Annotated in this window: 29 protein-coding genes; 16 read left to right on the top strand and 13 right to left on the bottom strand. The window is 67.7% G+C overall.

Annotated elements, in window-relative coordinates:
- From AZOLI_RS02895 to fdxB, 3 genes are read left to right on the top strand one after another with little or no spacing between them, the layout of a single operon-like run.
- The gene (locus tag AZOLI_RS02895; RefSeq protein WP_014247079.1) at positions 1-456 is read left to right on the top strand and encodes a NifX-associated nitrogen fixation protein; all 456 of its coding nucleotides are present in this window, start codon (positions 1-3) and stop codon (positions 454-456) included.
- A gap of 17 nt (positions 457-473) precedes the next feature.
- Positions 474-674 (top strand): CCE_0567 family metalloprotein, encoded by a 201-nt coding sequence (locus AZOLI_RS02890; protein WP_014247078.1) that lies wholly within the window; start codon positions 474-476, stop codon positions 672-674.
- A 58-nt stretch (positions 675-732) separates the two neighbouring features.
- Positions 733-1,026, top strand: coding sequence for a ferredoxin III, nif-specific (fdxB, locus tag AZOLI_RS02885; protein WP_014247077.1), 294 nt, complete (start codon positions 733-735; stop codon positions 1,024-1,026).
- A 190-nt stretch (positions 1,027-1,216) separates the two neighbouring features.
- On the opposite strand, the gene AZOLI_RS02880 is transcribed toward fdxB, so the two are convergent.
- From AZOLI_RS02880 to AZOLI_RS02870, 3 genes are all read right to left on the bottom strand, one after another.
- Complete coding sequence (locus AZOLI_RS02880; protein WP_014247076.1) at positions 1,217-2,581, bottom strand: glutamate--cysteine ligase; 1,365 nt, start codon at positions 2,579-2,581, stop codon at positions 1,217-1,219.
- 48 nt (positions 2,582-2,629) lie between these two features.
- Positions 2,630-3,409 (bottom strand): 16S rRNA (uracil(1498)-N(3))-methyltransferase, encoded by a 780-nt coding sequence (locus AZOLI_RS02875; RefSeq protein WP_014247075.1) that lies wholly within the window; start codon positions 3,407-3,409, stop codon positions 2,630-2,632.
- A gap of 126 nt (positions 3,410-3,535) precedes the next feature.
- Entirely contained in the window at positions 3,536-3,925 is a 390-nt protein-coding gene (locus AZOLI_RS02870) for a response regulator (protein WP_014247074.1), read from the bottom strand.
- Between the two features lie 225 nt (positions 3,926-4,150).
- On the opposite strand from AZOLI_RS02870, the gene ubiA reads away from it, so the two are divergent.
- Positions 4,151-5,098, top strand: coding sequence for a 4-hydroxybenzoate octaprenyltransferase (ubiA, locus tag AZOLI_RS02865; protein ID WP_014247073.1), 948 nt, complete (start codon positions 4,151-4,153; stop codon positions 5,096-5,098).
- Between the two features lie 215 nt (positions 5,099-5,313).
- On the opposite strand, the gene AZOLI_RS30255 is transcribed toward ubiA, so the two are convergent.
- The gene (locus tag AZOLI_RS30255; protein ID WP_244442507.1) at positions 5,314-6,090 is read right to left on the bottom strand and encodes a CHAP domain-containing protein; all 777 of its coding nucleotides are present in this window, start codon (positions 6,088-6,090) and stop codon (positions 5,314-5,316) included.
- A gap of 208 nt (positions 6,091-6,298) precedes the next feature.
- On the opposite strand from AZOLI_RS30255, the gene AZOLI_RS02855 reads away from it, so the two are divergent.
- Positions 6,299-6,958 (top strand): class I SAM-dependent methyltransferase, encoded by a 660-nt coding sequence (locus AZOLI_RS02855; protein ID WP_014247071.1) that lies wholly within the window; start codon positions 6,299-6,301, stop codon positions 6,956-6,958.
- Here the strand turns inward: AZOLI_RS02855 and AZOLI_RS02850 are convergent.
- Entirely contained in the window at positions 6,948-7,553 is a 606-nt protein-coding gene (locus AZOLI_RS02850; RefSeq protein WP_014247070.1) for a uracil-DNA glycosylase, read from the bottom strand. The genes AZOLI_RS02855 and AZOLI_RS02850 overlap by 11 nt on opposite strands.
- Positions 7,554-7,707: 154 nt before the next feature.
- Here AZOLI_RS02850 and AZOLI_RS02845 point away from each other — a divergent pair, with 154 nt between their 5' ends.
- Positions 7,708-8,118, top strand: a complete 411-nt coding sequence (locus tag AZOLI_RS02845) for a 4a-hydroxytetrahydrobiopterin dehydratase (protein WP_014247069.1) — start codon at positions 7,708-7,710, stop codon at positions 8,116-8,118.
- A gap of 215 nt (positions 8,119-8,333) precedes the next feature.
- Here the strand turns inward: AZOLI_RS02845 and dgcA are convergent, their stop codons facing one another.
- The 8 genes from dgcA to minC form a co-directional block, all read right to left on the bottom strand.
- The gene (gene dgcA / locus AZOLI_RS02840) at positions 8,334-9,326 is read right to left on the bottom strand and encodes an N-acetyl-D-Glu racemase DgcA (protein WP_014247068.1); all 993 of its coding nucleotides are present in this window, start codon (positions 9,324-9,326) and stop codon (positions 8,334-8,336) included.
- An 82-nt stretch (positions 9,327-9,408) separates the two neighbouring features.
- Complete coding sequence (locus tag AZOLI_RS02835; protein ID WP_162487957.1) at positions 9,409-10,455, bottom strand: methyl-accepting chemotaxis protein; 1,047 nt, start codon at positions 10,453-10,455, stop codon at positions 9,409-9,411.
- A gap of 379 nt (positions 10,456-10,834) precedes the next feature.
- Positions 10,835-12,163 carry a methyl-accepting chemotaxis protein gene (locus AZOLI_RS33580; RefSeq protein ID WP_014247066.1) on the bottom strand — a complete coding sequence of 443 codons (1,329 nt, stop codon included), beginning with the start codon at positions 12,161-12,163 and terminating at the stop codon, positions 10,835-10,837.
- The gene (locus AZOLI_RS02825) at positions 12,138-12,662 is read right to left on the bottom strand and encodes a PAS domain-containing protein (protein ID WP_014247065.1); all 525 of its coding nucleotides are present in this window, start codon (positions 12,660-12,662) and stop codon (positions 12,138-12,140) included. The genes AZOLI_RS33580 and AZOLI_RS02825 overlap by 26 nt, the downstream gene beginning before the upstream one ends.
- 256 nt (positions 12,663-12,918) lie before the next feature.
- A complete protein-coding gene (locus AZOLI_RS02820) occupies positions 12,919-14,310 on the bottom strand; it encodes a CRTAC1 family protein (protein WP_014247064.1) in 1,392 nt (463 codons plus the stop codon).
- Positions 14,311-14,593: 283 nt separating this feature from the next.
- Positions 14,594-14,956: a cell division topological specificity factor MinE gene (gene minE / locus AZOLI_RS02815; protein WP_014247063.1), complete on the bottom strand. Its 363-nt coding sequence runs from the start codon at positions 14,954-14,956 to the stop codon at positions 14,594-14,596.
- Positions 14,953-15,768 (bottom strand): septum site-determining protein MinD, encoded by an 816-nt coding sequence (gene minD / locus AZOLI_RS02810; RefSeq protein ID WP_014247062.1) that lies wholly within the window; start codon positions 15,766-15,768, stop codon positions 14,953-14,955. Before minD ends, minE begins: the two co-directional genes overlap by 4 nt.
- Positions 15,769-15,862: 94 nt before the next feature.
- On the bottom strand, positions 15,863-16,630 hold the full coding sequence (gene minC / locus AZOLI_RS02805; protein WP_044549533.1) for a septum site-determining protein MinC: 768 nt from the start codon (positions 16,628-16,630) through the stop codon (positions 15,863-15,865).
- A gap of 194 nt (positions 16,631-16,824) precedes the next feature.
- On the opposite strand from minC, the gene AZOLI_RS33575 reads away from it, so the two are divergent.
- From AZOLI_RS33575 to AZOLI_RS02760, 10 genes are all read left to right on the top strand, one after another.
- The gene (locus AZOLI_RS33575) at positions 16,825-16,950 is read left to right on the top strand and encodes a hypothetical protein (protein ID WP_275451540.1); all 126 of its coding nucleotides are present in this window, start codon (positions 16,825-16,827) and stop codon (positions 16,948-16,950) included.
- 529 nt (positions 16,951-17,479) lie between these two features.
- The gene (locus AZOLI_RS02800; protein ID WP_014247059.1) at positions 17,480-18,235 is read left to right on the top strand and encodes a PhoH family protein; all 756 of its coding nucleotides are present in this window, start codon (positions 17,480-17,482) and stop codon (positions 18,233-18,235) included.
- A gap of 217 nt (positions 18,236-18,452) precedes the next feature.
- On the top strand, positions 18,453-20,654 hold the full coding sequence (locus AZOLI_RS02795; RefSeq protein ID WP_014247058.1) for a bacteriohemerythrin: 2,202 nt from the start codon (positions 18,453-18,455) through the stop codon (positions 20,652-20,654).
- A 75-nt stretch (positions 20,655-20,729) separates the two neighbouring features.
- Positions 20,730-21,344 (top strand): SCO family protein, encoded by a 615-nt coding sequence (locus AZOLI_RS02790; RefSeq protein WP_014247057.1) that lies wholly within the window; start codon positions 20,730-20,732, stop codon positions 21,342-21,344.
- A gap of 428 nt (positions 21,345-21,772) precedes the next feature.
- Positions 21,773-21,973, top strand: a complete 201-nt coding sequence (locus AZOLI_RS33115) for an AtpZ/AtpI family protein (protein ID WP_244442506.1) — start codon at positions 21,773-21,775, stop codon at positions 21,971-21,973.
- Between the two features lie 12 nt (positions 21,974-21,985).
- The gene (locus tag AZOLI_RS02780) at positions 21,986-22,729 is read left to right on the top strand and encodes a F0F1 ATP synthase subunit A (protein ID WP_014247056.1); all 744 of its coding nucleotides are present in this window, start codon (positions 21,986-21,988) and stop codon (positions 22,727-22,729) included.
- A gap of 80 nt (positions 22,730-22,809) precedes the next feature.
- Entirely contained in the window at positions 22,810-23,034 is a 225-nt protein-coding gene (locus AZOLI_RS02775; protein WP_012973363.1) for an ATP synthase subunit C family protein, read from the top strand.
- A gap of 94 nt (positions 23,035-23,128) precedes the next feature.
- The gene (locus AZOLI_RS02770; protein ID WP_014247055.1) at positions 23,129-23,779 is read left to right on the top strand and encodes a F0F1 ATP synthase subunit B family protein; all 651 of its coding nucleotides are present in this window, start codon (positions 23,129-23,131) and stop codon (positions 23,777-23,779) included.
- Positions 23,776-24,255: a F0F1 ATP synthase subunit B family protein gene (locus AZOLI_RS02765; protein WP_014247054.1), complete on the top strand. Its 480-nt coding sequence runs from the start codon at positions 23,776-23,778 to the stop codon at positions 24,253-24,255. Before AZOLI_RS02770 ends, AZOLI_RS02765 begins: the two co-directional genes overlap by 4 nt.
- 176 nt (positions 24,256-24,431) lie before the next feature.
- Positions 24,432-25,217: a DODA-type extradiol aromatic ring-opening family dioxygenase gene (locus AZOLI_RS02760; RefSeq protein WP_014247053.1), complete on the top strand. Its 786-nt coding sequence runs from the start codon at positions 24,432-24,434 to the stop codon at positions 25,215-25,217.
- Positions 25,218-25,353 lie beyond the last annotated feature (136 nt).

The following is a 25,353-nucleotide window of genomic DNA, read 5'->3' as shown; positions in this document are numbered from 1 at the left end:
ATGGCTGATGTGGCTGAAGTGTCCGTCGCCGACCAGTTCGTGAAGACGCTGGTCCTGCTGTTCCGTGCCGAGGACAGCTATGGCGCCTGGGAAGGCAAGCCGGACGAGGCTCTGCTCGCCCCCTTCATCCTGGACAAGGAGGCCCGCGCCGCCATCCCGATCATCGGCGACCCCGACCCGGACACGCTGTGGCGGCTGGAGCTGTTCTACAAGGCGGTCGGCGTCACCGTCGAAAAGCAGACCGGCATGATGGCCTCGCCGATGATGAAGATGAGCCATGAGGGCTTCGGCCGCATGATCCTCACCACCGGCCGGCTGGTGGTGGTGTCGAAGACCCTGCGCGACGTCCACCGCTTCGGCTTCCCCAGCATCGAGAAGCTGGCCGCCGACGGCGCCAAGCTGGTCGAGGACGCGGTGGCACTGATCCGGGAGTACCCCGAGGTCGCGAATCTCTGAGCCAAGGTATTGCAACCATGAGCGACATCGACGCCCTGAAGGACGAGATCAAGAAGCTGAACGCCCGCGCCACCCAGAAGAAGATGGATCTGCACGATTTGTCGGAAGAGCTTCCGCAGAACTGGCAGAGCATCCTGACGGTGGCGCAGGAAACCTATGACGCCTTCAAGACCCTGACCGAGAAGCGGGCGGCGCTGAAGGCGCTGGAGAAGGCCTAACCCCCCTCAATTTCCCAAGAAAAGCTTAGGCGCGGCCTTTCCCGAGAGGAGCATTCCCATGGCTGATTTCCTGACCGGCACCACCCGGGGTGGTCAGAGCTGGACCCCGAAATTCGTCGAGACCATCGATCAGAAGCAGTGCATCGGCTGCGGCCGCTGCTTCAAGGTCTGCGGCCGCGGCGTGCTGAACATGATCGGCCTGACCGAGGACGGCGACATCGTCGACGCCTTCGACGACGAGGCCGAGAAGAAGGTGATGACGGTCGAGACCGCGGCCAACTGCATCGGCTGCGAAAGCTGCTCCAAGGTGTGTTCGAAGAGCTGCATCACGCATGTGCCGGTGGCGGCGTAGGACTCTCGCCCGCGTGCCCCCACCCTTCCCATGCTACGCATGGGCCCCTGCCCTCCCCCGCTTCGCGGGAGAGGGTAGAGTTTGCGGGGCGGCGGCAGTCCCCTCTCCCGCGATCGGACCGGCCTTCGGCCGGCCGAGGGCGGGGGAGGGTTAGGGAGGGGGCCTCACCTCGGCAAAGCCCCCACTCCCCTCAGTACGCATACTCCTTGAACACCGGATCGACGCTGCCACCCCAGGGGCCGTTGAACTTCTCCAGAAGCTCGTCGGCCGGGCTGCGGCCGCTCTCCGCGATCATCTGCAGGGTGTCGAGGAAGTGGGTCTCGTCGTCGCCCCAATTGTCGTTGCGGCCGCGCCTCGCCAGACCGTCGCGCGCAATAGCCACCACCTCCAGCGCCACGTCGCGCACCGTCCCATTGCGGAACGTCGTGCGCAGGCCCGACCGCGGCACCTCGGCGCGCAGATGCGCGCGTTCCTCCGTCGTCCAGTCCTTCACCAGATCCCAGGCGGCATCCAGCGCCACCTGATCGTAGAGCAGCCCGACCCACAGCGCCGGCAGGGCGCACAGGCTGCGCCACGGACCGCCGTCGGCGCCGCGCATCTCCAGATACTTCTTCAGCCGCACTTCCGGAAAAGCGGTGGTGGTGTGGTCGGCCCAATCGGTGATCAGCGGCACCTCGCCCGGCAAAGCCGGCAGCTTGCCGTCCATATAGGCGCGGAAGGACTGGCCGGCCGCGTCGATGTAGGTGCCGTCGCGGTAGACGAAGTACATCGGCGTGTCGAGCAGATAGTCGACATAGCGTTCGAAGCCGAAGCCGTCCTCGAACACGAAGGGAATGTCGCCGGTGCGGTCCGGATCGGTGTCGGTCCAGATGTGGCTGCGGAAGCTCTGGAAGCCGTTCGGCTTGCCCTCCGTGAAGGGGGACATGGCGAACAGCGCGGTCGCAATCGGCTGCAAGGCCAGCGAGACGCGGAACTTCTTCACCATGTCGGCTTCGGACGCGAAGTCCAGGTTGACCTGCACCGTGCAGGTCCGCGTCATCATGTCGAGGCCGAGCGAGCCGACCTTCGGCATGTAGTCGCGCATGATCTTGTAGCGGCCCTTGGGCATCCAGGGGATGTCGTCGCGCGTCCATTTCGGCTGGAAGCCCAGCCCCATCATGGCGATGCCCAGCTCGGCCCCGACCTCCTTCACCTGGCGCAGGTGGCGGTGCACCTCGGCACAGGTCTGGTGCAGGGTCTCCAGCGGCGCGCCCGACAGTTCGACCTGACCGCCCGGTTCCAGCGTGATGTTGGCCATGTCCTGGACCAACGCGATGATGTTGCCCTTCTCCTCCACCGGCTGCCAGCCGAAGCGGGTCATGCGGGTCAGCAGTTCGCGGATGCCGTCCGGCCCGTCATAGGTCAGCGGCCGCAGGTCGGAGGTGCGGTAGGCGAACTTCTCGTGCTCGGTCCCGATGCGCCAGTCCGGCGCCGGCTTGCTGCCGGATTCGAGATAGGCCACCAGTTGGCGGCGGTCGGTGATGGGTTCGCCGCGCGTGGTCGGGGGTGCGGACATGAAGTCTCTCGCGGGAAGTGGACGGAGGATCGGCCGGGTGACGGCCGGTTAGGGGATCGGCGCACGGAAAGGCGGACGCCGGTCGCTTCCCCCGGCAGTCCAATCCCCGGTCAAGGACTGCCAGCAAGCCAGCGCCGCCACCACAGCCGTATCGGCCCGCAGGATGCGCGGACCCAATCCCACCGGAACAACAAAGGGGAGTTTGGCGAGTTCGTCAAGCTCCGACTGGTCGAAGCCGCCCTCCGGCCCGACCAGCAGTGCGGCTGGACCGGGCGGCGCATCGCGCAGCACATCGGCGATGGGACGGGCGGAGCCGGCCTCGGCGCACAGATAGAGCCGGCGGTCGGCCGGCCAGCCGGCCAGCGCGCGGTCCAGCGGCACGGCCTCGCCCATCTCCGGCACGCTGAGCCGCTCGCACTGCTCGGCCGCCTCCACCGCGTTGGCACGCAGGCGGTCGATGTTGACGCGGTTGGGATCGGTGCGGCGGGTGAAGACCGGCCACAGCCGGGACACACCCATCTCGGTCGCCTTTTCGGCGACGAAGTCGATGCGGCCCTTCTTCAGCGGGGCGAACAGCAGCCACAGGTCCGGCGTCGTGTCCTGTTCCCGCCGCCGGTCCGCCACGGTCAGCGAGCACCAGCCCTTGCCGAAGCCGTCGATCACCGCCAGCCATTCGCCGTCGCGGCCGTTGAACACGGCGACCGGATCGCCGCGGTCGAGCCGCAGGACATGGCGCAGGAAATGGGCGCGCTCATGATCCAGCCCGACCGACTGGTCTTCGGCCAGCGGGCTGTCCACATACAGACGGGTCTTGATCGGGTCGGCCATGGCTGTCATCTCCGCGGGGCGCGCCGACTATAGCCGGCTGCGGGCGTGCAAGTCAGCACATCAGAGACAACGGCGACGCGCAGGAGCGGTGCGTGGAAGGCCGATGGCGCCGCGCGGCCCGCAGGATCACGCCGGGGCGATCAGGGCCTCGATCTGGCGGCGCAGGTCGTTGGGCTGGACGGGCTTGTGCAGGATGCGCACCTGTTCGGCCTTGGCGGCGGCCATCAGCTCGGCACCGGTGTCGCCGGTCAGGATGATGGCGGGAATGTCAGCGCCGCAGGCCTCGCGCACCGCGCGAACGGCGGTGATGCCCGACCAGCCGTCGCGCAGCCGGTAATCGGACAGGATCACGTCCGGAACCGGATGTCCCGGCAGTTTCGCCAGGACGGTTTCCACATCCTCGGCGGCCAGCACCCGGTAGCCCCAGGTGTCCAGCATGATCTCCATCCCGGCCAGAATGATCGACTCGTCGTCGATGACGACGGCGAAACGGTCCGGTGTTGCGTTCACGTCCATTTAAGATAGCAGACCGCTGAGGTTATAACGAATAAACAGTATCGGTGCAATTTTGGCGCGTGCAAGTCCCGACCTGCCATTTCCCATAGCGTCGGCCCGGGCCTTTCGCCGCACCCACTTCGCACCCGGCCACGGCAGCGTGCTTGCCGCCTGGGCGGCTGCCCGATACCTTCGCGCTGATTGCCTGTTCAGTCATCTCCATAGCACAGCGGGAACGCCGCCGTCATGCCCACCGCGTCCACCGGTCCCACTCTTCCCGACTCCGGCTTCACCGACATCCGTCAGGACGGGTGGCTCGCCCGCCGCGTGCCGGCCGGCTTGCGCCCCTACGTCACGCTGGCGCGGCTGGACCGTCCCATCGGGACATGGCTGCTGCTGTTCCCCTGCTGGTGGAGCGTGGCGCTGGCGACGCCGCAACCCTTCCGCGACTGGCCGGCGCTGCTCTGGTTGATGGCGCTGTTCGGAATCGGCGCGGTGCTGATGCGCGGCGCCGGCTGCACCGTCAACGACATCCTCGACCGCAAGTTCGACGCGATGGTGGAGCGCACCCGCTCGCGCCCGATTCCGTCGGGGCAGGTGTCGGTGCGTCAGGCGCTGGCGTTTCTGGTGCTTCAGCTGCTGGTATCGCTGCTGGTGTTGCTGCAGTTGGGGATGACGGCCATCGGGCTGGGCGTGCTGTCGCTGGCGCTGGTCTTCACCTATCCGCTGATGAAGCGCATCACCTGGTGGCCGCAGGCCTTCCTGGGGCTGACCTTCAACTGGGGCGCCCTGATGGGCTGGGCCGCGGTGCAGAATGACGTCGGCTGGCCGGCGGTGGCGCTCTATGTGACGGGCATCGCGTGGACGCTGGGCTACGACACCATCTACGCCCACCAGGACAAGGAGGACGACGCCCGCATCGGCGTGAAGTCCACCGCGCTCCGCCTGGGCGACCAGAGCAAGATCTGGATCTACGGCTTCTACACCCTGACCTATGTCGGCATCGGCATCGCCGGCCGTCTGGCCGGTCTGGGCGGCCTGTTCCTGCCGGTGCTGTCGCTGGCGGCGCTGCAGCTGGCCTGGCAGGTGGCGACATGGCGGCCGGACGATCAGGGCGACTGCCTTGAAAAGTTCAAGTCCAACCGCTGGTTCGGCTGGCTGGTTCTGGCGGCGATCCTGGCAGGGAAGATTTAGGGGAAGGTGCAGGCTTCGATTGCCCCCTCCCTATCCCTCCCCCGCCTCCGGCGGTGGAGGGGACTGCCGCCGCTTTACCGCGCAGGCACTTGCCCCCTCTCCCGCGAAGCGGGGGAGGGTTGGGGAGGGGGCAATCGAAGCATGGATCACACCCCTACAAACAAAAAGAGCGGAGCAAAGCCCCGCCCTTCCTGAAACCCTGGAACCTGCCCCGCTCAGCGCTCGTTGGAGTCGGCCAACTGGGCGACGGAGCTGGTCGAACCGGGCTTCCGGCCGGGGGCGACGGTGCGGCGGCTGCCGGGAGCCGAAACCTCGGCGACGGTGACGTGGGCCGGGGCGGCATGCGCGGCACCCGGCTTGCGGAGCGGAAGCACGGCCACATCCATGCGCTGCGGTTTGGCGTGGGAGGCGACGGCGGTGGCCGGCAGGCTCTGCGGCTTGCGGCCGGGAACCGAGACGCTATGGCCCTTCTGCGGGTGCAGCGACGCTTCCATCATGCGCGGGCCATTGGCCTTGGCACGGCCGCGCGGGCTGCTGCTGAAACCCTGGTCCATACCGCGGTCGCCAGCATCCAGCATCCGGCCGCCACGCGGGGCCTCTTCGCCTTCCGGCATGATGAAGCCGTAGGCGGCGTAGACGCGCAGGCCCATCTGGTCGGTCGGCTCGTGCCAGACGCGGACGGCGGACCAGTCGTTGTTGCGGGAAACATCGACCACCCGCATGCCGCGGCGCAGCCCGTCGCCATCGATCCAGCTGTGGTCGACCTCGATGGTGCGGCGGTCGATCACCGCGCTGACCAGCGAGACATGGCCACGGCGCATATGGCCGGTGCGCTTGAAGACGAGGACGGAGCCGACGGCGGGGCGATGGTCGCGGTCATACTGGCCGGCGGCATGGTCCCACCAGGTCCAGGCGTCGCCGCGGATCGTGAAATCGGAAATGGAGCGGACGGTGCGGACGCAATCGCCGTCTTGTGCGGCAGCCGTCGACACGGTAAGGGGGCTCAGCGCGATCAAAGCCGCAAGCGAAAGGCCGATGGCGGTTCCCCTCTGCCGCATGACTCCCCCAATCCCTCTGTTTTCCCCTGGCAAGAACGGGTAACACGGGTTCGCAGCTGTGTCTACACCGTTTGAATTATGTAACATTCATAAGCCACCGTCTTTCATCCCTCCAACAGCGGAGTCCCTTGGGAAGCCTCGTATGAACAACGCATCTCCGCAAGATTTCGTCCGCGACAACACGGCGCTGACGACCACACCGCTGTTGCCGGAAATCCAGCTTCATCTTGCGACCGAGGTCACGCCCCTCTGGCAAGCGACGGAGGAGACCTTGGCCGCCACGAATTTGCCACCGCCATACTGGGCTTTCGCTTGGCCGGGTGGGCAAGCTGTGGCACGGCTGTTGCTGGACCGGCCGGAACTGGTGGCCGGCAGGTCGGTGCTCGATTTTGCCGCAGGCACCGGGCTGGTCGGCATCGCCGCAATGAAGGCCGGGGCGGCGCGCGTCCAGTGCTGCGACATCGACCGCTTCTCGCTGGCCGCCATCGCGCTGAACGCCGAGGCCAATGGGGTGGAGGTCAAGGCGGTCAGCGCCGATCTTGTCGGCCGGCCCCTGCCGGGCATCGACGTCGTGCTGGCCGGCGACGTCTGTTACGAGAAGCCGATGGCCGAGCGGGTGACGGCATGGCTGCGCGAGATCGCGACGACCGGAACGCTGGTCCTGCTGGGCGATCCCGGCCGCGCTTACTTCCCCGCCGGCGGAGTCGAGAAGGTGGCGAGCTACACCGTCCCGACATCGCTGGAGCTGGAGGACCGCGAGGCGCGCGAAACGGCGATCTGGCGCCTGTTGGCTAACGCGTGAGGCGGGACACGGCCAGCCGCAGGTCGGCCAGGAAGGTCGGCTGTTCCACCAGCTGGCCGCGCAGCAGGTAGCTGGGGTGGAAGGTCGGCACCACCTCCACCCCCTCCAGCAGCCGGCAGGGCAGCAGCTTGCCGCGCAGCTGCAGGATGCCGTTCTCTCCGGTCAGCGCCCAGGTCGGCGTCCGCCCCAGCGCCACGATCACCGACGGGCGATACTCGGCCAGAGTGGCGCGCAGATGCTCGATCTCGCCGGCGAATTCGGCGAGCAGCCGGTCCGACGTGCCGAAGGCGCCCCAGCTCTCGTCGATCTCCCGCCCCTCCCTGCGGGCGCGGGCGCGCGAGGCGAAGAAATGCCCCACCTTGTTGCCGGGCGGCTGATAGCGGAAGACGTTGGCGACCAGGCATTCCGCCCGCTCGATCCCCACGGCGGCCAGCGATTCGTCCAGCAGCCTGCCGCTGCGCCCGACGAAGGGCGTGCCCTGCCGGGCCTCCTCCGCCCCCGGCGCCTCGCCGACGATGGCGAGCCGCGGCCCGTCGACCGGCTTGGTCGGGTACTGGTAATCGGCGAAGGGCATGTCGGTGCGCAGGTCGGTCATCGGGTCGCTTCCGGAAATCCTGTCAAATGGGCTCAGTCGGGGCGCCGGGCTTGCCGAAGCGCAGGCCCGATCCCAAGCTTGTAGACGGTCAGGGTCCAGCCCAGACCGCCCACCCTACAAACAAGCCCAACCCACAAACAAGGGAGAGACCGGGATGACACCGCAAGCACCGGCGACACAGGAACTGGCCGGCAAGACCTGCGAGCCCTGCCGCGGCGGAATACCGCCGATGGACCGCGCGATGGCCGCCTCCTATCTGGTGCAGGTGCCGGGCTGGGTCCTGAAGGAAGACCCCGACCGCATCGAGCGCGACTTCACCTTCCCCGACTTTGCCCAGGCCCAGGCCTTCGCCAATCAGGTGGGCAACCTGTGCGAGGCCGAAGGCCACCATGCCGAAATCCGCTTCGGCTGGGGCCACTGCCGGGTCGCCTTCTGGACCCACAAGATCAAGGGCCTGCACGAGAACGACTTCATCATGGCCGCGAAGGTCAACGGCATCGCCGACGCCCCCTATGTGCCGGCCTCGGTGGGGACACCGCCGCCGCCTTATGTGCAGGGGGCGTGAGGGGGAGCATTTCTACAGCTGGGAACTGGCCCCCACCCTAACCCTCCCCCGCTGGGCGGGGGAGGGGACAAGTGCTTGATCGGGAAGGCGGCGGCAGTCCCTGCCCCGCACAGCTCTCGCACAAAGCAGAGCTTTGTGCTGACGCGGCAGGCGGACCATAGGTCCGCTGAGAGCGGGGGAGGTTAGGTGGGGGCAATCGAAGCCGACACCTAACCCTACCCCCACAACTCCGCCACCGGCGGCTGGACCACCGCGCCGTCATAGTGCAGCCCCGGCTCGCGGTCGCGGGCCAGCAGCAGCGGGCCGTCCAGATCGACGTAGCGCGCGCCCTGCCCGACCAGGATCGCCGGCGCCATCGCCAGCGACGTCGCGACCATGCAGCCGACCATCACCTCGAACCCCGTGGCATGGGCGGCGCGGGTCATCGCCAGCGCCTCCGTCAGGCCGCCGGTCTTGTCCAGCTTGACGTTCACCACCTGATAAAGCCCACGCAGACGGTCCAGCGACTCCAGCCCGTGGCAGGATTCGTCGGCACCCAGCGGCACCGGGCAGGCGACTCCGCGCAGGGCCTCGTCCTGGCCGGCTGGCAGCGGTTGCTCGATCATCTCGACGCCGAGTCCGGCCAGCACCGGGGCGAAGCGGTGCAACTGGTCCAGCGTCCAGCCTTCATTGGCGTCCACCACCAGCCGCGCAGCGGGAGCGGCGGCGCGGACGGCGCGGACACGGTCGAGGTCGCCCTCCCCCGTCAGTTTCATCTTCAGCAGAGGGTGGCGCAGCGCCCGCTCCCGCGCTGCGGCGGCCATCGCCTCGGGCTCGTCGACGCTCAGCGTGTAGCAGGTGACCAGCGGCCCCGGCGGCTCGGCCAGCCCGGCGAGTTTCCAGGCCGGCACACCGCTGCGCTTGGCCTCCAGGTCCCACAGGGCACAGTCCAGCGCATTGCGGGCCGCCCCCGGCGGCATCAGCCGGGACAGCGAGTCGCGATCGAGCCCGGCAGCGACCGCCTCGGCCATCGCCTCCAGCGCGGCGACGACTCCCTCCACGCTCTCGCCATAGCGGGCGTAGGGCACGCATTCGCCGCGGCCGCGGTGCGGGCCGTCGGTCACCTCCGCCACCACCACCGCGGCTTCGGTCTTGGCCCCGCGCGAGATGCGGAAGGATCCGCGGATCGGGAAATTCTCCCGACGGACGGTCAGCTGTTGGGCGGACATGATCGCGAACCCCGAAACGGAACAGGGCCGGGAGTGTATCCCGGCCCCGTCCGTGAATGCGACAGTGAAGGCTACCCCCGCTTCACCGCTCCTGAATGATCACGCCGTACCAGCCCAGCCCCTTGTAGGTCTCGTAGCCGGGGGTCAGGGCATAGCCGACGATGCGGTTCCTGTCGTCGATGTAATGGCCCATGGAGCCGGCATTGCGGCGCAGCGGCACCGTCTCGGTCAGCAGGCCGCGACCGTCGGACGAGGCGATCACCCGATGGCGGGCGTCGAGCAGCAGGCAACGCGACTTCTCGCGCTCCCCGGCCTCCAGCCGCACCCCCTCGACCACGGCGGCAGCCTGCGGCTCCCAGTCGAAGAAGATGCCGAGCACGCCGATGGCCTCGCCGTCAGCCTCGCCGTCGCGGCGGATGGCGGTGGCATAGGTGGCGACGACACGGTCGTCCAGGCCGCGGTTGCGGGCGACGTCGCCGACGGTGAACTCGCTGCCGTTGCGGGTGGCCAGCGCTTGGCGGAACCAGGGCTCGTCCGACACGTTGGCGCCGCGGGCGCCGGGATAGCGGTCGGGCCGGCCGTTGGCGATGACGGTGCCGTTGCGGTCGGCGATCCAGAGGTCGAGATAGACGGTGTAGGATTCCAGGATCACACCCAGCCGGCGCGAGGCATGGCGGCGGGCCTCCTCGCTCGGGTCGGCGGCGCAATCGACCACCGCGCTGTCGGTCGCCCACCAGCGCACGTCGCAGGAGCGTTCGTACAGGTTGCGGTCGATGATTTCGATCATGTTCAGCGACAGGTCGGCCAGCCGCTTGCCGTGCATCTCCTGCACCATGGCGCTGCCGGTGGTGGTCAGGTGATCGACGCGGGCGACGATCTCCGACCGCAGTTCCTTGGTGATGCTGTTGACCTGGGTCGAGATCTCCGACACCTCGTTGGCGACGACGGCAAAGCCGCGCCCGGCGTCGCCCGCCCGTGCCGCCTCGATCAGGGCGTTCATCGCCAGCATCTTGGTGCGCCGGGTGATGTCCTCGATCAAGGACACCTTCTTCGACGCAACATCCAGCACGCCCCGCGACAGCTCGAACAGATCGGTGCCCGCCATGCTCATCGTCTTGTCCCCCGTCATGACCGTCCCTGTTTCCCCCTTCATCAAAAGCCGTGCCAACCGTTACCGGATCTCCACGGGCCGCCTGCCCTTCCCGATTTCCGCGGCACTTGGCCGCGCGCGACACGCAAGGTCCGGATATTTCGGAAGTGTCGTTCGGTTAAGGTGCTGAAACAAAAGGCAGGCTGGCTTGCGGTTGCTCAACGGGTCGCGGCACCGGCAGTCATACGTCCGTCATGTTGCCGACTGGTAACATGATTTCTCGCCAAATTCGCAATAAAAAGTCCGCAGCGAGCGGAAAGACGCCAGATCAATTCCGCACTGCGGGATACCATACACATGCTGTGCACATTCGCCGGGCAGTTGATGCGAAGCGCATCACCACAGCGCGAAAACGCCGTCAGGCGACGCGATTCATCTCGTCGAGGAAACGCTGGACCTCGCGGGTCAGCCGGTCGGCTTCGGCCGCCATGCGTTCGGACGCGGCGAACACCTCATGCGCGGTGCCGCTGGTGCGGCCGGCGGCATCGGTGACCTCGCGGATATCGTCGGACACGGCGCGGGTGCCGGCGGCGGCCTGTTCCATGTTGACGACGATCTCGCGCACGGCGGAGCCCTGCTGCTCGATCCCGGCGCTGATGCCGGCGGCGATCCGGTTGATCGAGGTGATGGTGCGGCCGATGCCGACAATGGCGTCCACCGCCTCGTCGGTGGAGGACTGGATGCCGGCAATCTGGGCGGCAATGTCGCCGGTGGCCTTGGCTGTCTGATCGGCCAGCCTCTTCACTTCCTGGGCGACGACGGCGAAGCCCTTGCCGGCCTCCCCCGCCCGTGCCGCCTCGATGGTGGCGTTGAGCGCCAGGAGGTTGGTCTGGCTGGCGATGTCGTTGATCAGGGTGATGACGTCGCCGACCGTGCGCGCCGCACCCGACAGCGTGGCGACCAGCGCGTTCGACCGCTCGGCCTCGCCGGCCGCGGTTTCGGCGACATGGGCGACCTCGCCGATCTGGCGGGCGATCTCGGCGATGGAGGCCGACAGCTCCTCGGTCGCGGCGGCGACGCTGCCGACATTGCTGCCGGTCTGCGCCGCGGAGGCCGCGACCGACGAGGCCTTGCCGGTCGCCTGGGTCGCGTCCGTCTCCATGGTGCGGGCGGAGACCTCCAACCGATGGGCGGTGTCGGCCACCTCGCTGCACACGCTCTGAATCTGCCCCTCGAAGCGCTGGGTGACGCCGGCGAAGCCCTTGACCTTCTGCGAAATGCTCTCTGTCGCCGCGTTGATGGTGCGGCTGGCGTGCAGGAAGCCGCCCTGCATGCCACGCAGCACGATCCGGCGGAAATATTTGTGCTCCGACACCGCATGCATGGAGGCCGTCGCCTCGCGGACGAAGGCGTCGGTGCGGTCGATGGCGTCGTTGGTGGCGTGCATCAGCTCGCCCAGCGCCCCGCCTTCGCGGATGCCGATCACCCGCGCCTCGAAATCGCCGGCGGCGACCGCAAGGTTGACTGCGGTCAGTTGCCGCACCACCGCGCCGGCGCGGCGCAGGTACAGACCGGCCCCGCCCAGCGCGGCGAGACCGGCCAAGGCGAGACCGGCGCGCAAGGCGACTCCGCCGGCATCCAGCAACTCGACGACCAGCAGCACCGCCAGAGCGACGACGGCCAGCGCAAGCAGCCAGCCGGCCCGGGTCAGGGACGACACGTTAGAGGGAGAAGACGAATTCGTCATACCCGATTCCCTTCTCGGCCAGCAGGGCGAGGACGGCGGCGAATCCGGCCTCCATCCCCTGCTTGCGGTCGGCATGGCTGTTCTCGATATCGAGGAGCTGGTGGTAGAGCGGGATGACCTTGTCCAGCGCCGACCGCTCCGGCACGCGGCGGGAGGAATGGTAGCCGATCACCCGCCCATCCGCGTCGAAACTGGGTGTGACATGGGCGAAGACCCAATAATGGTCACCGTTGCGGGCGCGGTTGACCACATAGGCAAAGATCTCCTGCCCGGCCTCCAGCGTGACCCACAACAGCTTGAACACGCAGCGCGGCATATCGGGATGGCGCACGATGGAATGGGGCGCGCCCATCAGCTCCGATTCGCTGTAGCCGGCGACCTGCTGGAACACCCGGTTCGCGTAGGTGATCCGCCCCTTCAGGTCCGTCTTGGAAACGATGACTTCATCCGGGTCGAAGAAGCGTTCCACCCCCGTCAGGGGAACGTCGCGTCGTGCCATGTGCCTTCCGGTCTCCCGCTTCCCTGACCCGCCCGGATCACGCCAGCCCAGCATGGTGGCCCCGGCATGCTCCTCATCGCGGCGAAAGAAATCGGCGGCAGGGACGGATTATGTCCGGATCGACATGCCGCGCGATGCCCCGCACCGCGGGCGCCGCAACGATTTGCACTGTAATGTGACAGAAGCTTGCAGGAAAGCCCCTACTTATTGCAGTACTGAAATATTTGAGTACGGACGATAGGGCCGGTCAGCCGCCTCACTCCGGCGGATAGGGAATGGTCAGCAGCCGGTCGGCCGGCGGATTGTCCACCGTCACCACGGTTCCGTCGGGCCAGCGCACCTCCACATGCTCCACCGCATGGAGCGGTCCCAGCCCGAAATGGGCGACCGGTTCGCCCTGGCAGAGATAGCCGGAGCCGGCGCACACCGCCCGGCGCTGGCGGCGCCCGCCGGCGGTCAGGCTGACCACCGCACCGCGGGCCGGCGCGCCGAAGGGGGTCAGCGGCTGCACGCGCAGCCAGCCATTGTTGGTCGCCTCCGGACGGAAGACCGAGAGCGGCTGTGCGCTGCCTTCTGCGCCGTGGCCACCATGGGAACCGCCATGCGCCAGGATCAGTTCCAGCCGTCCGTCGCCATCGATGTCGGCCGCGACGGCGCCGGTGCCAAAGCCCTTGGGCTCGGCCGCGTCGCCAAGCTCCAGTTCCTGCCACTGGTCGTTGCGCCAGCCGAACAGGCGGTTCGGCTCGCCATGGGCGTGGAAGAACAGCTCCTCATAGCCGTCATTGTCGAAATCGGCGGCGACGACGGTGAAGATGCGGCCGGGCATCGAAAAATCGGCACCGGCCGATTCGACGAAGCCGCCGCCCATGCGCTGCTGGAAATAGCGCTGCGCGCCATCCCAGGTGCCGACCACCAGATCGAACAGCCCGTCGCCGTCGGCGTCCAGCGCCACCACGGCGCGGCCGGAGGGACGCGAATCGGCGATGCCGCGCTCTTCCGCGATCTCCTCGAAATTGCCGTCGCCGAGGTTGCGGAACAGCTCGTTGGGTCCGCCATCGTTGACCGTCACCACATCCATGTGGTCCGACACGATGGGCAGCGCGGTGACGCCGCGTGCCGCGCCGATCGAGTCCAGCCCGGCCTCCTCCGCCCCATCCTCCAGCCGGCCGCGGCGGGTCAACTCGTACAGGCGCAAGGGTCCGCCGTCCGTCGCCACCAGGAAGCCGTAGCGGCCGTGCCCCCAGCGGTCCATCGCCGCGACCGCGCCGGCCGCGGTGTGGTTGGCGGCGCCGGCATTCTCCGCCTGGGCGAACAGGTCGATCCAATGCTTGCCGAAGCAGGCGAACAGCCGGTCGGCCATGTCCTTGGCGCCGGTGGCGCGGTCGCAGTTGACGACGTAGAGCTCCTCCCGCCCGTCTCCGTCGATGTCGGCGGCGGCAAGTCCCAGGGCGGGGCCGGCAGGATCGGCGAGCAGCGGGCCGGCGATGTCGACCAGCCGGCCATCCACCCATTTCAGGACGAGGTTGGCGGTGCGGTAGCCGGCCACGACCAGCTCGAAGGCCCCGTCGCCGTCGATGTCCGTGACCGCAATTCCGTTCGATGGCCGCGGCGGGTTCTCGGCGATCAGCGACGAGCAATCGAGGAACATCGGCACCCTCTTGTCCCGTGGTCGGTCCGCCGCCAGCCCCGATCCCTGGACCGGTCACAGGCAGGCCTTTGGAGCCATTGGCCTTTCGTGCGGCGTATCCCTGTTGATACCCCGTCCCCGCCCGGCCGTAAACCCGGACGGATGATCAGGGACGGCCTATGTCCGATGCCGAAGCCAGCTGCCGACCGCGTGGATGGAGCCGAAAACGCAAAATCCCCCCGGCGCGGCTGCACCGGAGGGAGTCTGGCAACCCGGCAGGCCGCGGCAGATGCCGCGCCTCGGGTCAGAGGCGCTTCTTCGCACCGGCATTGCCGCTGATCGGGCGCTTGGCCGCCGCATCGTCGTTGCCGGCCGGCTTATCCGCCGCCTTGGCTGCCGCCGCGGCCTTGGCCTGCTCGCGGGCCGGCAGCTCGATGTTGACCTCCAGCGTCGAGCAGTCGCCGCCGCGGTCGAGCTTCACCTCGACCTTGTTCTCGTCGATGTTCACGTATTTGGCGATGACCGCGAGAAGCTCCTGCTGGAGCATCGGCAGATAATCGGGGCCGCTGCGCCCGGCGCGCTCGTGCGCCATGACGATCTGCAGACGCTCCTTGGCCTGGACGGCCGACGCGCGCGGTGCCGCGCGGAAGAAGTTGAAGATACTCATGCGCTCCTCCGCAGGAGCCGGCTGAACAGGCCCTTCTTCTGGGGGGTGACGAAGCGATGCTCGATGTCCTCGCCCAGGAAGCGGCCGACCGCGTCCGAATAGGCCAGCCCGGCGTTGGAGACCTCGTCGAGGATCACCGGCATGCCGACGTTGGAAGCGCGCAGCACCGCCTGGCTTTCCGGAATGACGCCGAGGAGCGGGATCGCCAGGATCTCCAGCACGTCGTCGACCTTCAGCATCTCGCCCTTCTCGACGCGCTCGGGGTCGTAGCGGGTCAGCAGAAGCTGCTGCGTCACCGGCTCCAGCCCCTGCTCCGCCCGGCGGGAACGCGAGTTCAGCACGCCCAGGATGCGGTCGCTGTCGCGCACCGACGAGACTTCGGGGTTGGTGACGATGATTGCGTGGTCGGCGAAATAGAGCGACATCAGGGCGCCGCGCTCGATACCCGCCGGGCTGTCGCACAGGATGTAGTCGAAATCCTTCGACAGCTCGTTCAGGACCTTCTCCACCCCCTCGCGGGTCAGCGCGTCCTTGTCGCGCGTCTGCGAGGTCGGGAGGATATAGAGGTTCTCGATCCGCTTGTCCTTGATCAACGCCTGGTTGAGCTTCGCCTCGCCATTGATGACGTTGATGAAGTCGAAGACCACCCGGCGTTCGCAACCCATCACCAGATCCAGGTTGCGCAGACCGACGTCGAAATCGATGACGACCGTCTTGAAGCCGCGAAGCGCCAGCCCGGTCGCAAAGGCCGCGGACGAGGTCGTCTTGCCGACACCGCCCTTGCCGGAGGTCATGACGATGATCTTGCTCAACGGAGCCTCTCCCATAATCCCAAAGTTGCCGTCACCGATACCATAGACGATCCGAAGATTTCACCCTTCGGGAAAGAACCTGTCCTACCGCGTCTCAGCCGGTCTTCAGAAGCTCCATGCTGAGGACGCCGTCGCGCAGGAAAACCTGCACGGCTTTCTTGTAAAAGTCACTGCCGATATCTTCGCTGACACGGTAATTGCCTGCGACCGATAGCACCTCCGCCTCCAGGCTGTGGCAGAAGATGCGGGCGTTGGTGTCGCCGGAGAAACCGGCCAGCGCCCGGCCGCGCAACGCGCCATAGACATGGATGTTGCCGTCGGCCAGCAGCTCCGCCCCCGGGGAAACGGAGCTGGTGACGATCAGGTCGGTCTTCTCGGCATAGACCCGCATGCCGGAGCGCACCGGTTCGGTCACCACCACGGTCGGGCGGTGGACGACCTCGATCAGCACCTGCGGCGCGGCGACCGGCGCCTGCTGATCCGGCTGGCGGGGATCGGGGGCCTTCACCACCTCTTCCAGCTTGGCGGCGCGGCCCGACGGCATCGGCGTCAGGCCGACATTCATCGCCGCCTCGCGCACCGCCTGCGGCCCGCCCTGGAAACCGACCGGCAGCAGGTTCAGCGCCTGCACCTGCGCCACGAAGGCACCCAGGTCGAAGACGATGGCCTCCGGCAGCTCGTCGAAATCCAGCACGACCGGGGCGTTGTGGAAGAAGTTGGGCGCCTGGCGCACCTTGACGTTCAGCTGGGTGAAGAAATTCGGCGATGTCGGAGCAAAGACCTTCAGCACCATCATGGTGAAGGAGTTGCCACGCAACTGGAACGGCACATCCCGTTCGGCGACCTGACTGGCGCTGCTCACCGTAGCCTTCCCGTTCGTTCCTGCCGTCCCGTGCCGTGCGTCCGGTCCGCCATGCGTCTGGTTCCGCCCTGCGTCCGGTCCGGAGCCGACCGCCATCGCGCGCGGCACCGGCATCGAGCCAGCCAATCCGCGCCTTCTAGCCGTCCGCAGCGGTCGGTTTCAAGAGTTTCCCCGCCCCCGCGGGTGACAATCGAATGCCACGCCCGAACGCCCTGCGGTCGCCCGGCGACGGACAAATCCCCACCCGGCCGGCCGCTGCCGAGCGCGACGATCGGGCCGACGACCGGAGCGACGACCTGCGGTCGCGGCCATCCACCTGAGCGGACAGGCCTGGGTTGCGGCATATCGTTCGATTTCCCCCGTGGCCGCACAGTGTAATGAAAGCGTCCGGCAGCGGCAAAGCCTTTCGCCCGCATCGGCCGGAAGGCCATCCGGCGGCCGAAGCGGCTCGGCGGAAAGGGTTACCAACCCCGCCCCTCCCGGCTTTCCTGCGGCACCCACACCACATCTAGTATGAATATTTCGCGTCGGCCGCAATTCTGCCTGACGCGCGCCGTTGAGACCGGTACAGTCTGGTTGCGTGGCTTCCAACGACGACGAGGTTCTCTTGCACCTTGTTTCGCTTACAGTGCACCTCCCCCGTCGGCCCGCACCGGCATGTCCGGATCCGGCACGACGCCCGGCCGCAGCGCCCGGCGAAGCACTCATCATCGCGCATTCATGCGCCCGGTCGAGCCTCCCCCCTGCGGGAGGTTTTTTTGTGCCCGAATACCCGGTGCCAGAATCCATCGTGACCGAAATCATCGTGACCGACTCCGGCGCCACCCCCACCTATCGAGGAGATGCGACATGGCCAAGCGTTCCAGCAAAGGCATCGCCGCGGCGGGCGACTCCACCGTCCACCCGCTTTTCCCCGGCATCAGCGGCCCCGCCGGCACCGGCTGGGATCCGCTCGGTGGGAACGACGACCGCCGCGACCAGAGCTATCTCCGCAAGGTCAAGCCACAGAATCCCAACCAGAAGCTTCTGATGGACGCAATCAAGACGCACAATCTGGTGGTGGCTCTCGGGCCGGCGGGCACCGGCAAGACCTACATCGCCATTTCCTCGGCGGTGGAGGCGCTGGAATCGGGCAGCGTCGACCGCATCGTCCTGTCCCGCCCGGCGATCGAGGCCGGCGAGAGCATCGGCTACCTGCCCGGCGACATGCACGAGAAGATGGCGCCCTTCCTGCGCCCGCTCTACGACGCGCTGACCGATCGGCTGGGCTCCAAGCGGCTGCGGATGATGATGGCCGACGGCACCATCGAGATCGCGCCGGTGGGCTTCATGCGCGGTCGCACCCTGAACAACGCCTTCGTGGTGATCGACGAGGCGCAGAACTGCACCTACGCCCAGATCAAGATGCTGCTGACCCGGCTGGGCTGGCATTCCACCATGGTGCTGACCGGCGACCCCGACCAGACCGACCTGCTGGACAACCTGTCCGGGCTGGCCGACATCGCCCGCCGGCTGGAAGCGGTGGAGGGCATCGCCGTCGCCCGCCTGACCGAGAAGGACATCGTCCGCCATCCGCTGGTCGCCAGCATGCTGACGGTGCTCTGACCGCGGTCATTCGCCGCAACGTTGTGCGGGAGGCGTCGACACGGCGTCTCCCGGCACTTGCCGCCCCCGGCCTCGCCCCCCACACTCCGCTATGGTTGCATTTATGACATTTCGTTGAACAAAGCGTAGGATATACGAACAATTCGGCTTGACGATTGCCATCACTCCGGCAAATGTCCCCAATATTTTAAGGACATCGCCGAAGGGGGCCGCAGCCGTGACCGTTGCCGTGTTCGAACGCATCAGCATCCGGGGCAAGATCGCTTTGATCCTGGCGGCGGCCGGTGTGGGGCTCGTCCTGATCGCCGCGGTCAGCCTGATGGGGCTGCGTGCCGAGATGATGGCCGACCGCCGCGACAAGACCCGCAACGTGGTGGAGATCGCCCACAGCCTGATCACCCATTTCGAGGCGCGCGAACGTACCGGCGCCCTTTCCCGCGCCGAGGCGCAGGCCGGCGCGAAGGCCGCGCTGAAGGCGTTGCGCCATGACGGCGACGAGTATTTCTTCGTCACCGACCTCAGCCCGCGCATGGTCATGCACCCGATCAAGCCGGAACTGGACGGCACCGACGTGTCGCGCAACGCCGATCCCAACGGCAAGCTGCTGTTCCAGGAATTCGTGCGCGTGGTGAAGGCGGACGGCGCCGGATTCGTCGATTACCTCTGGCCGAAGCCCGGATCGGCGGATCCGGTGGCGAAACTGTCCTACGTCAAGGGATTCGCCCCCTGGGGCTGGCTGGTCGGGTCCGGAATCTACATCGACGACATCGACGACGCCTTCCGCCGCGCCGCGTGGCGGCTGGCCGGCACCGGGCTGCTGATCGCGCTGGCCTCCGGGTTGTTGGCGCTGCTGGTCAGCCGGGCCATCGTCCGGCCGCTGGGCGGCCTGGGCCGGGTGATGCAGGAGCTGGCCGGCGGCAACAGCGCCGTCGCCGTCCCCGGCCTTGGCCGCGGCGACGAGATCGGCGCCATGGCCCGCACGGTGGAGATCTTCCGCGTCCAGCAGATCGACCTCGCCGGCCATTGGGAACGGCAGAAGATCGAGCATCGCGTCAACGAGCAGCGTACCCAGGCGTTGAAACGGCTGACCGACCGCTTCGACGCCACCATCGCGGAAACCATCCGCACCGTCGGCGCAGCCGTCGGTACGCTGGAGACCACCGCCCGCGCCCTGTCCGCCACCGCGGACCGCAACCGGCGCGAGGCGACCTCCGTCGCCGGTGCTTCGCAACAGGCGTCGAGCAGCGTGCAGACCGTCGCCTCGGCGGCGGAGCAGCTGACCGGCTCCATCGCGGCAATCGGGCAGCAGGTGGTGACCTCGTCGGCCATCTCGACCCAGGCGGTCGAGGCCTCGCAGAAGGCGGGCGAGCGGATCGACGGGCTGGGCCACGCCGCCCAGAAGATCGGCGAGGTGGCCGACCTGATCGCCGGGATCGCCGGCCAGACCAACCTGCTGGCGCTGAACGCCACCATCGAGGCGGCGCGGGCCGGCGAGATGGGCAAGGGGTTCGCCGTGGTGGCGGGCGAGGTGAAGACCCTGGCCAACCAGACCGCCAAGGCCACCGAGGAGATTGCCCGTCACATCGCCGAGGTGCAGGACGCGACACGGGCCGCCGTCACCGCCATCCGCGAGATCGGCACCATCGTCGCCCGCAGCGACGAGATCGGCACCACCATCGCTGCCGCCGTGCAGCAGCAAGGGGCGGCAACCGGCGAGATCGCCCGCAGCGCCGGAGAGGCGGCGGAGGGCACCCGGCAGGTTTCCTCCAGCATCGACGCCGTGTCCGATGCGGCGCTGGAAACCGAACGGTCGGCCGGCGCGCTGCTGGACGCCGCCGGCGGGCTGTCGCGGCAGGCGGAGGGGCTGCGCGGGATGGTCGACGCCTTCCTGGTCAATGTCGAGGCGATCAACGCGGCGCCGCTCGCCGCGCTGCACGACGCTCCGCCGGAAGGGTCGGAGACCTTCATGCCCTGGACCGACAGCCTGGCGGTCGGCGAGGAGGGAATCGACACCGACCACATGATCCTGATCGCACTGATGAACGAGGCCGCCACCCTGGCGCGGCGGGCAAAAGACTCCCCCGGCGCCAACCGGCGCCCCCTGGGCGAGGCGGTCGGCCGGCTGATGGCCTACACCATCCTGCATTTCGAGCAGGAGGAACGGCTGATGGACCAGTGCGGCTATCCCGACGCCAAAGCCCACAAGGCCCAGCACGAGGCGCTGCGCACCCGCGCCGGCGACCTGCGCCGCCGCCTGGATGCCGGCGAATCGGTGGCCGACGAACTGCTGGCCCTGACCCGCGAATGGCTGTTCGAACACATCCAGCGCGCCGACAAGCGCATCGGCGAGCATCTGGCGGCAACCCGCCGAAAGGCCGGCGGAACAGCGGAGCCCTCTGCGGCCAGACGGGCGGCGTGAGGGGCATATGGCCTATGGACTGGCGTCACCCTGCCTCTTGACCTGGGCGGCCGGCGGCCTCATTCCTGTCGGACCATGAAGGCACGACTCATCCGCATCGCCGCCGCGTCCGTCCTCGCCATCGCCGTGTCCGCCGGCATCGCCTGGTGGCAGGTGCGCAACGCCGCAACCACCGTGGAAAGCGGGGCGAAGACCGCCGTGCCCATCGGCGGCCCCTTCACGCTGACGGACAACCGCGGCCGCGCCGTCACCGACGCCGATTTCCGCGGCAAGTACATGCTGGTCTATTTCGGCTACACCTACTGCCCGGACGTCTGCCCGACCGAACTGGGCGTGATGACCCAGGCGCTGGACCAGCTGGGTCCGAAGTCCGAGCAGGTGCAGCCCGTCTTCATCACGGTCGATCCGGACCGCGACACTGTGGCGCACATGAACGATTACGTGGCGCTGTTCCACCCACGGCTGGTCGGGCTGACCGGCACGGCGGAGCAGGTGCGCGACGCCGCCCGCGCCTACCGCGTCTATTACGCCAAGGCGCCGCAGAAGGATGGAAAGCCCGAGGATTACCTGATGGATCATTCCAGCTTCATCTATCTGATGGGGCCGGACGGAAAGTTCGTCGGCGTGTATCCCGGCGGCACCGGAGCCGACAAGATCGCGCAGGACCTGTCGGGCCGGATCGCCGGCTGAGCTGCGCGAAAGGGGCGAAGGGGGCGAAAAGCCCCCAAAAACCCCGGAAAAGCGGTCATACCACCGGGATTTTTCGCATGTTGGAGCGGGACAACGCGCCGCACCGCGGCAAAATCCGCGTCATTTCCTGTCTTTTTTAGTCTTTTCAATGGTTTACACCGCAGGTTTTGCGACTTGACAGGGTAACGCCCCAACCGTATGGTCTCGCCGCTTTCGCATGGCTGCGAGCCAACGAGTGCCAAGGGCGATTGAGAGGCGGAATGGACAACAGAACGCCCCCCGATCCTTTGGATGACCTCGAAGCCCGGTTGCGGAAGGCGCGTGAGGGACAACGCGGCTGGTCGGGCGGACCCGGTAGCAAATACCACCGTCCGCCCCAGGGCCCCCTCGCCACCGCCTGGCGCATCGGGACGGAGCTTGTTGCAGCCATGATCGTCGGCGTCGGCGGCGGGCTTCTGCTCGATCGCTGGCTCGACACCGCGCCCTGGGGACTGATCGTCATGTTCTTCCTGGGGGCCGCGGCGGGAGTGATAAACGTCTACCGGGCCGTTACCGGCTTCGGCATCGCCGCCGGCTACCGCCGGCCCACTGGGGACGACAACGAGCGCCAAGACGGCGACGCACACTGAGCGAGGACGACCTTGGATCCGCTGCACCAGTTCCAAATCAACCCGTTGTTCCAGATCGTGCTCGGCGGCTACGACGTGTCCTTCACGAACTCGGCCTTCTTCATGGTCGTGGCCGTGGCGGCGATCTACGCCCTGCTGGTCATGGGCATGGCGAACAAGTCGATGGTTCCCGGCCGCCTGCAGTCGCTGGCCGAGATGTTCTACGAGTTCGTCGCGAACCTGGTGCGCGACAACGCCGGCCACGACGCCAAGCCCTATTTCCCGTTCGTGTTCTCGATCTTCATGTTCGTGCTGTTCGCCAACATGATCGGCATGATCCCCTACACCTTCACCTTCACCAGCCACATCATCGTGACCTTCGCCCTGGCGGCCACGGTGTTCGTGTTCGTGACGGTTCTGGCCCTGCTGAAGCATGGCCTGCACTTCTTCTCCTTCTTCATGCCGCATGGCGCTCCGATCGCGCTCGCCCCGATCCTCATCCCGATCGAGGTGATCTCCTACGTGATGCGCCCCGTCAGCCTCTCGATCCGACTGTTCGCCAACATGATGGCCGGTCACACGATGCTGAAGGTCTTTGCCGGCTTCACGGTCATGATGATCAGCGGTCTCGGCGCGCTGGGCTTCGTCACCGGCCTCGTCCCACTGGCGATCAACGTCGCTCTGACCGGCTTCGAGTTCCTGGTGGCTTTCCTGCAAGCCTACGTCTTCTCGATCCTGACCTGCCTGTACATCCGCGACGCTCTGGAGCTGCACTAAGCGGCTCCCGGCGAAAGGCCGGACCTCCTGTCCACCTCAAGTTCCAACAAGTTCACCCTTACCTAGAGGAAGAGAGTACAATGGATCCTCAAGCCGCCAAGTTCATCGGTGCCGGTCTGGCTGTCATCGCCCTCGCCGGTGTCGGCCTGGGTATCGGCAACATCTTCTCGACCCTGATCGGCTCGATCGCCCGTAACCCGGCCGTCCAGCCGAAGGTCTTCCCGATCGGCATTCTGGGCTTCGCGCTGACGGAAGCCGTCGCGCTGTTCGCGCTGCTGATCGCCTTCCTGATCCTGTTCGCCTAAGGCCAGAGCGGCTTTTCAAGAAAAACAGCTCTGACGCGGCGCCGGGCTTCTTCGGGAAGTTTCGGCGCCGCTCCTTTGCCTAGGGGGACCGATCATGCCGAACCTGTTGGCCAAAGGCCGGCTGGCCCGCTGGTCGGGAGTGGCGGGCGCCTCGCTCGTCACCCTCACCACGATGGCCGGCACCGTCCTGGCGGCCGCGGCGGAGCACGCTCCGGACGCGGCGCACGGCGGCGAGCACGCTTCCGGCGGCCTGCCGCAGCTCAATCCCGCCAATTTCCCGACCCAGATCTTCTGGCTGGCTCTGACCTTCGGCGTTCTCTACTACCTCATGTCCAAGAAGGCGCTTCCGCGCGTGGCCGAGGTTCTGGAAGCGCGGCAGGAGCGCATCTCGCGTGATCTCGCCAAGGCCGCCCAGCTGAAGGAAGAGGCCGAGGCCATCCTGGCCCAGGTCGAGAAGTCCCTCGCCGGCGCCCGTGCCGAGGCCCAGGGCGTTATCGCCCAGGCCAGCGCCGATATCGAGGCGAACAACCAGGCCCGCCAGGCCCAGCTGAACGCCGACATCACGGAGCGTCTGCGCAGCGCCGAGGCCTCCATCGCCGCTGCGAAGGAGCAGGCCCTGGCCAACATCCGCGCCGAGTCGACCGGCATCGTCCGCGACATCGCCGGCCGTCTGGCCGGTGTCGAGGTCGATCAGGCCCAGGCGGACGCCGCCGTCGCGGCCGTGCTTGAGGAGCGCCGGGGATGAACTCACCTGAATTTTGGGTCTTCGTCGCCTTCGTCATCTTCGTGGCCCTGGTCTGGAAGAAGGCGTCGGCCGCCATCGGCACCATGCTGGACGGCCGCGCCGAGCGCATCCGTTCGGAACTGGACGAGGCCGAGCGTCTTCACAAGGACGCCCAGGCCCTGCTGAACGGCTACCAGCGCCGTCTGGCCGACGCCCAGAAGGACGCGGAGGCTTTCCTGGCCCACGCCCGCGAGGAAGCCGCCCGCCTGCGCGCCCAGGCCGGCAGCGACCTGGAAGCGTCGCTGAAGCGCCGCGAGGCTCAGGCCATGGACCGCATCGCCCAGGCGGAAGCCGCGGCGCTGGCCGACGTCCGCAACCTGACCGTCGACGTCGCCATCGGCGCCAGCAAGCGCGTCCTGTCCGGCGGCCTGCCGCCGATGCAGGCCGACAAGCTGATCGAGCAGTCGATCGGCGAGCTGCCGAAGCACCTGCACTGATCGGTCCCCACCGGTTGGAGTCACCGGGTTCCGCCGCAGCACGGGGTTTCCCGATCATTGTTGCGGCATGAACAACGGACTTTCGAAAAACCCCGGCCTAGGCGCCGGGGTTTTTCTTTGTTCGAATGGCACCGTCGCCGCCCTCCCCCACCGCCCGGCCGGAGTTCCGTTCGTCCATGTCGTCCAATGCCCCCTTCCCCTCGGTCTTCGTTTCCCATGGCGCCCCCACACTGATCCTGGAGACCAGCGCCGGCCGCGATTTCCTGGCCGGGCTTGGCCGCAGGCTCGGCCGGCCGAGCGCGATCCTGGCGGTGTCCGCCCACTGGACGACCGGCGGGCCCGCGGTCAGCGGTGCCGCCGCTCCCGAAACCATCCACGACTTCTACGGCTTTCCCGACGCGCTCTACCGCATGCGCTATCCCGCCCCCGGCGCGCCGGAACTGGCCGGGCGGATCGCGGAACTGACCGGCGCCGCGGTCGATCCGGCGCAGGGGCTGGACCATGGCGCCTGGGTTCCGCTGATGCTGATGTATCCCGATGCCGACATCCCGGTGGCACAGCTGTCGGTGATGCCCCACCGCAGCGCCGGCGACCACATCGCGCTGGGGCGGCAGTTGGCGTCGCTGCGGCGGGACGGCGTGCTGATCCTCGCCAGCGGCGGCGCCGTCCACAATCTGCGGGAGTTCCGTTTCGGCGGGACCGGCACCGCCGCCTGGGCGACCGGCTTCGCCGGCTGGCTGGACCGGACGCTGGAAACCGGTGACGCCCTGGCTCTCGGCGACTGGCTGACCGCCAGCCCGGACGCCCGCCGCGCCCATCCCAGCGACGAGCATTTCCTGCCGCTGCCGGTGGCCTTCGGCGCAGCCGGGCCGCAGCCGAAGACCGAGCGGCTGCATGCCGGATTCGAGCATGGCAGCCTGGGCATGCATGCCTATGCCTTCACCTCCGGGGATGTTTCCTGACCTTTGGCGGTACTCCGTCGCACACTTGTCTGTTTGCCTGAGGGGATCGCCAAGCTACAATCCGCGCCGCGCGGGAGCCGGCCACCGCAACGGTTGTGGCCGCCCATGCAATTCGTCAGGCACAGCGCAAGCGGGA

The organism is Azospirillum lipoferum 4B, from assembly GCF_000283655.1.
Lineage (GTDB): Bacteria > Pseudomonadota > Alphaproteobacteria > Azospirillales > Azospirillaceae > Azospirillum > Azospirillum lipoferum_C.
The sequence above is the reverse complement of the archived record's forward strand: the minus strand, read 5'-3'. Positions and strand labels throughout refer to the sequence as shown.

Excerpts from the sequence above, each read along its gene's own strand:
- AZOLI_RS02895 (WP_014247079.1), top strand. The coding sequence starts at position 1 with ATGGCTGATGTGGCTGAAGTGTCCGTCGCCGACCAGTTCGTGAAGACG.
- AZOLI_RS02890 (WP_014247078.1), top strand. The coding sequence starts at position 474 with ATGAGCGACATCGACGCCCTGAAGGACGAGATCAAGAAGCTGAACGCC.
- fdxB (WP_014247077.1), top strand. The coding sequence starts at position 733 with ATGGCTGATTTCCTGACCGGCACCACCCGGGGTGGTCAGAGCTGGACC.
- AZOLI_RS02880 (WP_014247076.1), bottom strand. The coding sequence starts at position 2,581 with ATGTCCGCACCCCCGACCACGCGCGGCGAACCCATCACCGACCGCCGC.
- AZOLI_RS02875 (WP_014247075.1), bottom strand. The coding sequence starts at position 3,409 with ATGGCCGACCCGATCAAGACCCGTCTGTATGTGGACAGCCCGCTGGCC.
- AZOLI_RS02870 (WP_014247074.1), bottom strand. The coding sequence starts at position 3,925 with ATGGACGTGAACGCAACACCGGACCGTTTCGCCGTCGTCATCGACGAC.
- ubiA (WP_014247073.1), top strand. The coding sequence starts at position 4,151 with ATGCCCACCGCGTCCACCGGTCCCACTCTTCCCGACTCCGGCTTCACC.
- AZOLI_RS02855 (WP_014247071.1), top strand. The coding sequence starts at position 6,299 with ATGAACAACGCATCTCCGCAAGATTTCGTCCGCGACAACACGGCGCTG.
- AZOLI_RS02850 (WP_014247070.1), bottom strand. The coding sequence starts at position 7,553 with ATGACCGACCTGCGCACCGACATGCCCTTCGCCGATTACCAGTACCCG.
- AZOLI_RS02845 (WP_014247069.1), top strand. The coding sequence starts at position 7,708 with ATGACACCGCAAGCACCGGCGACACAGGAACTGGCCGGCAAGACCTGC.
- dgcA (WP_014247068.1), bottom strand. The coding sequence starts at position 9,326 with ATGTCCGCCCAACAGCTGACCGTCCGTCGGGAGAATTTCCCGATCCGC.
- AZOLI_RS02835 (WP_162487957.1), bottom strand. The coding sequence starts at position 10,455 with ATGACGGGGGACAAGACGATGAGCATGGCGGGCACCGATCTGTTCGAG.
- AZOLI_RS33580 (WP_014247066.1), bottom strand. The coding sequence starts at position 12,163 with ATGACGAATTCGTCTTCTCCCTCTAACGTGTCGTCCCTGACCCGGGCC.
- AZOLI_RS02825 (WP_014247065.1), bottom strand. The coding sequence starts at position 12,662 with ATGGCACGACGCGACGTTCCCCTGACGGGGGTGGAACGCTTCTTCGAC.
- AZOLI_RS02820 (WP_014247064.1), bottom strand. The coding sequence starts at position 14,310 with ATGTTCCTCGATTGCTCGTCGCTGATCGCCGAGAACCCGCCGCGGCCA.
- minE (WP_014247063.1), bottom strand. The coding sequence starts at position 14,956 with ATGAGTATCTTCAACTTCTTCCGCGCGGCACCGCGCGCGTCGGCCGTC.
- AZOLI_RS33575 (WP_275451540.1), top strand. The coding sequence starts at position 16,825 with ATGCCACGCCCGAACGCCCTGCGGTCGCCCGGCGACGGACAAATCCCC.
- AZOLI_RS02800 (WP_014247059.1), top strand. The coding sequence starts at position 17,480 with ATGGCCAAGCGTTCCAGCAAAGGCATCGCCGCGGCGGGCGACTCCACC.
- AZOLI_RS02790 (WP_014247057.1), top strand. The coding sequence starts at position 20,730 with ATGAAGGCACGACTCATCCGCATCGCCGCCGCGTCCGTCCTCGCCATC.
- AZOLI_RS33115 (WP_244442506.1), top strand. The coding sequence starts at position 21,773 with ATGATCGTCGGCGTCGGCGGCGGGCTTCTGCTCGATCGCTGGCTCGAC.
- AZOLI_RS02775 (WP_012973363.1), top strand. The coding sequence starts at position 22,810 with ATGGATCCTCAAGCCGCCAAGTTCATCGGTGCCGGTCTGGCTGTCATC.
- AZOLI_RS02770 (WP_014247055.1), top strand. The coding sequence starts at position 23,129 with ATGCCGAACCTGTTGGCCAAAGGCCGGCTGGCCCGCTGGTCGGGAGTG.
- AZOLI_RS02765 (WP_014247054.1), top strand. The coding sequence starts at position 23,776 with ATGAACTCACCTGAATTTTGGGTCTTCGTCGCCTTCGTCATCTTCGTG.
- AZOLI_RS02760 (WP_014247053.1), top strand. The coding sequence starts at position 24,432 with ATGTCGTCCAATGCCCCCTTCCCCTCGGTCTTCGTTTCCCATGGCGCC.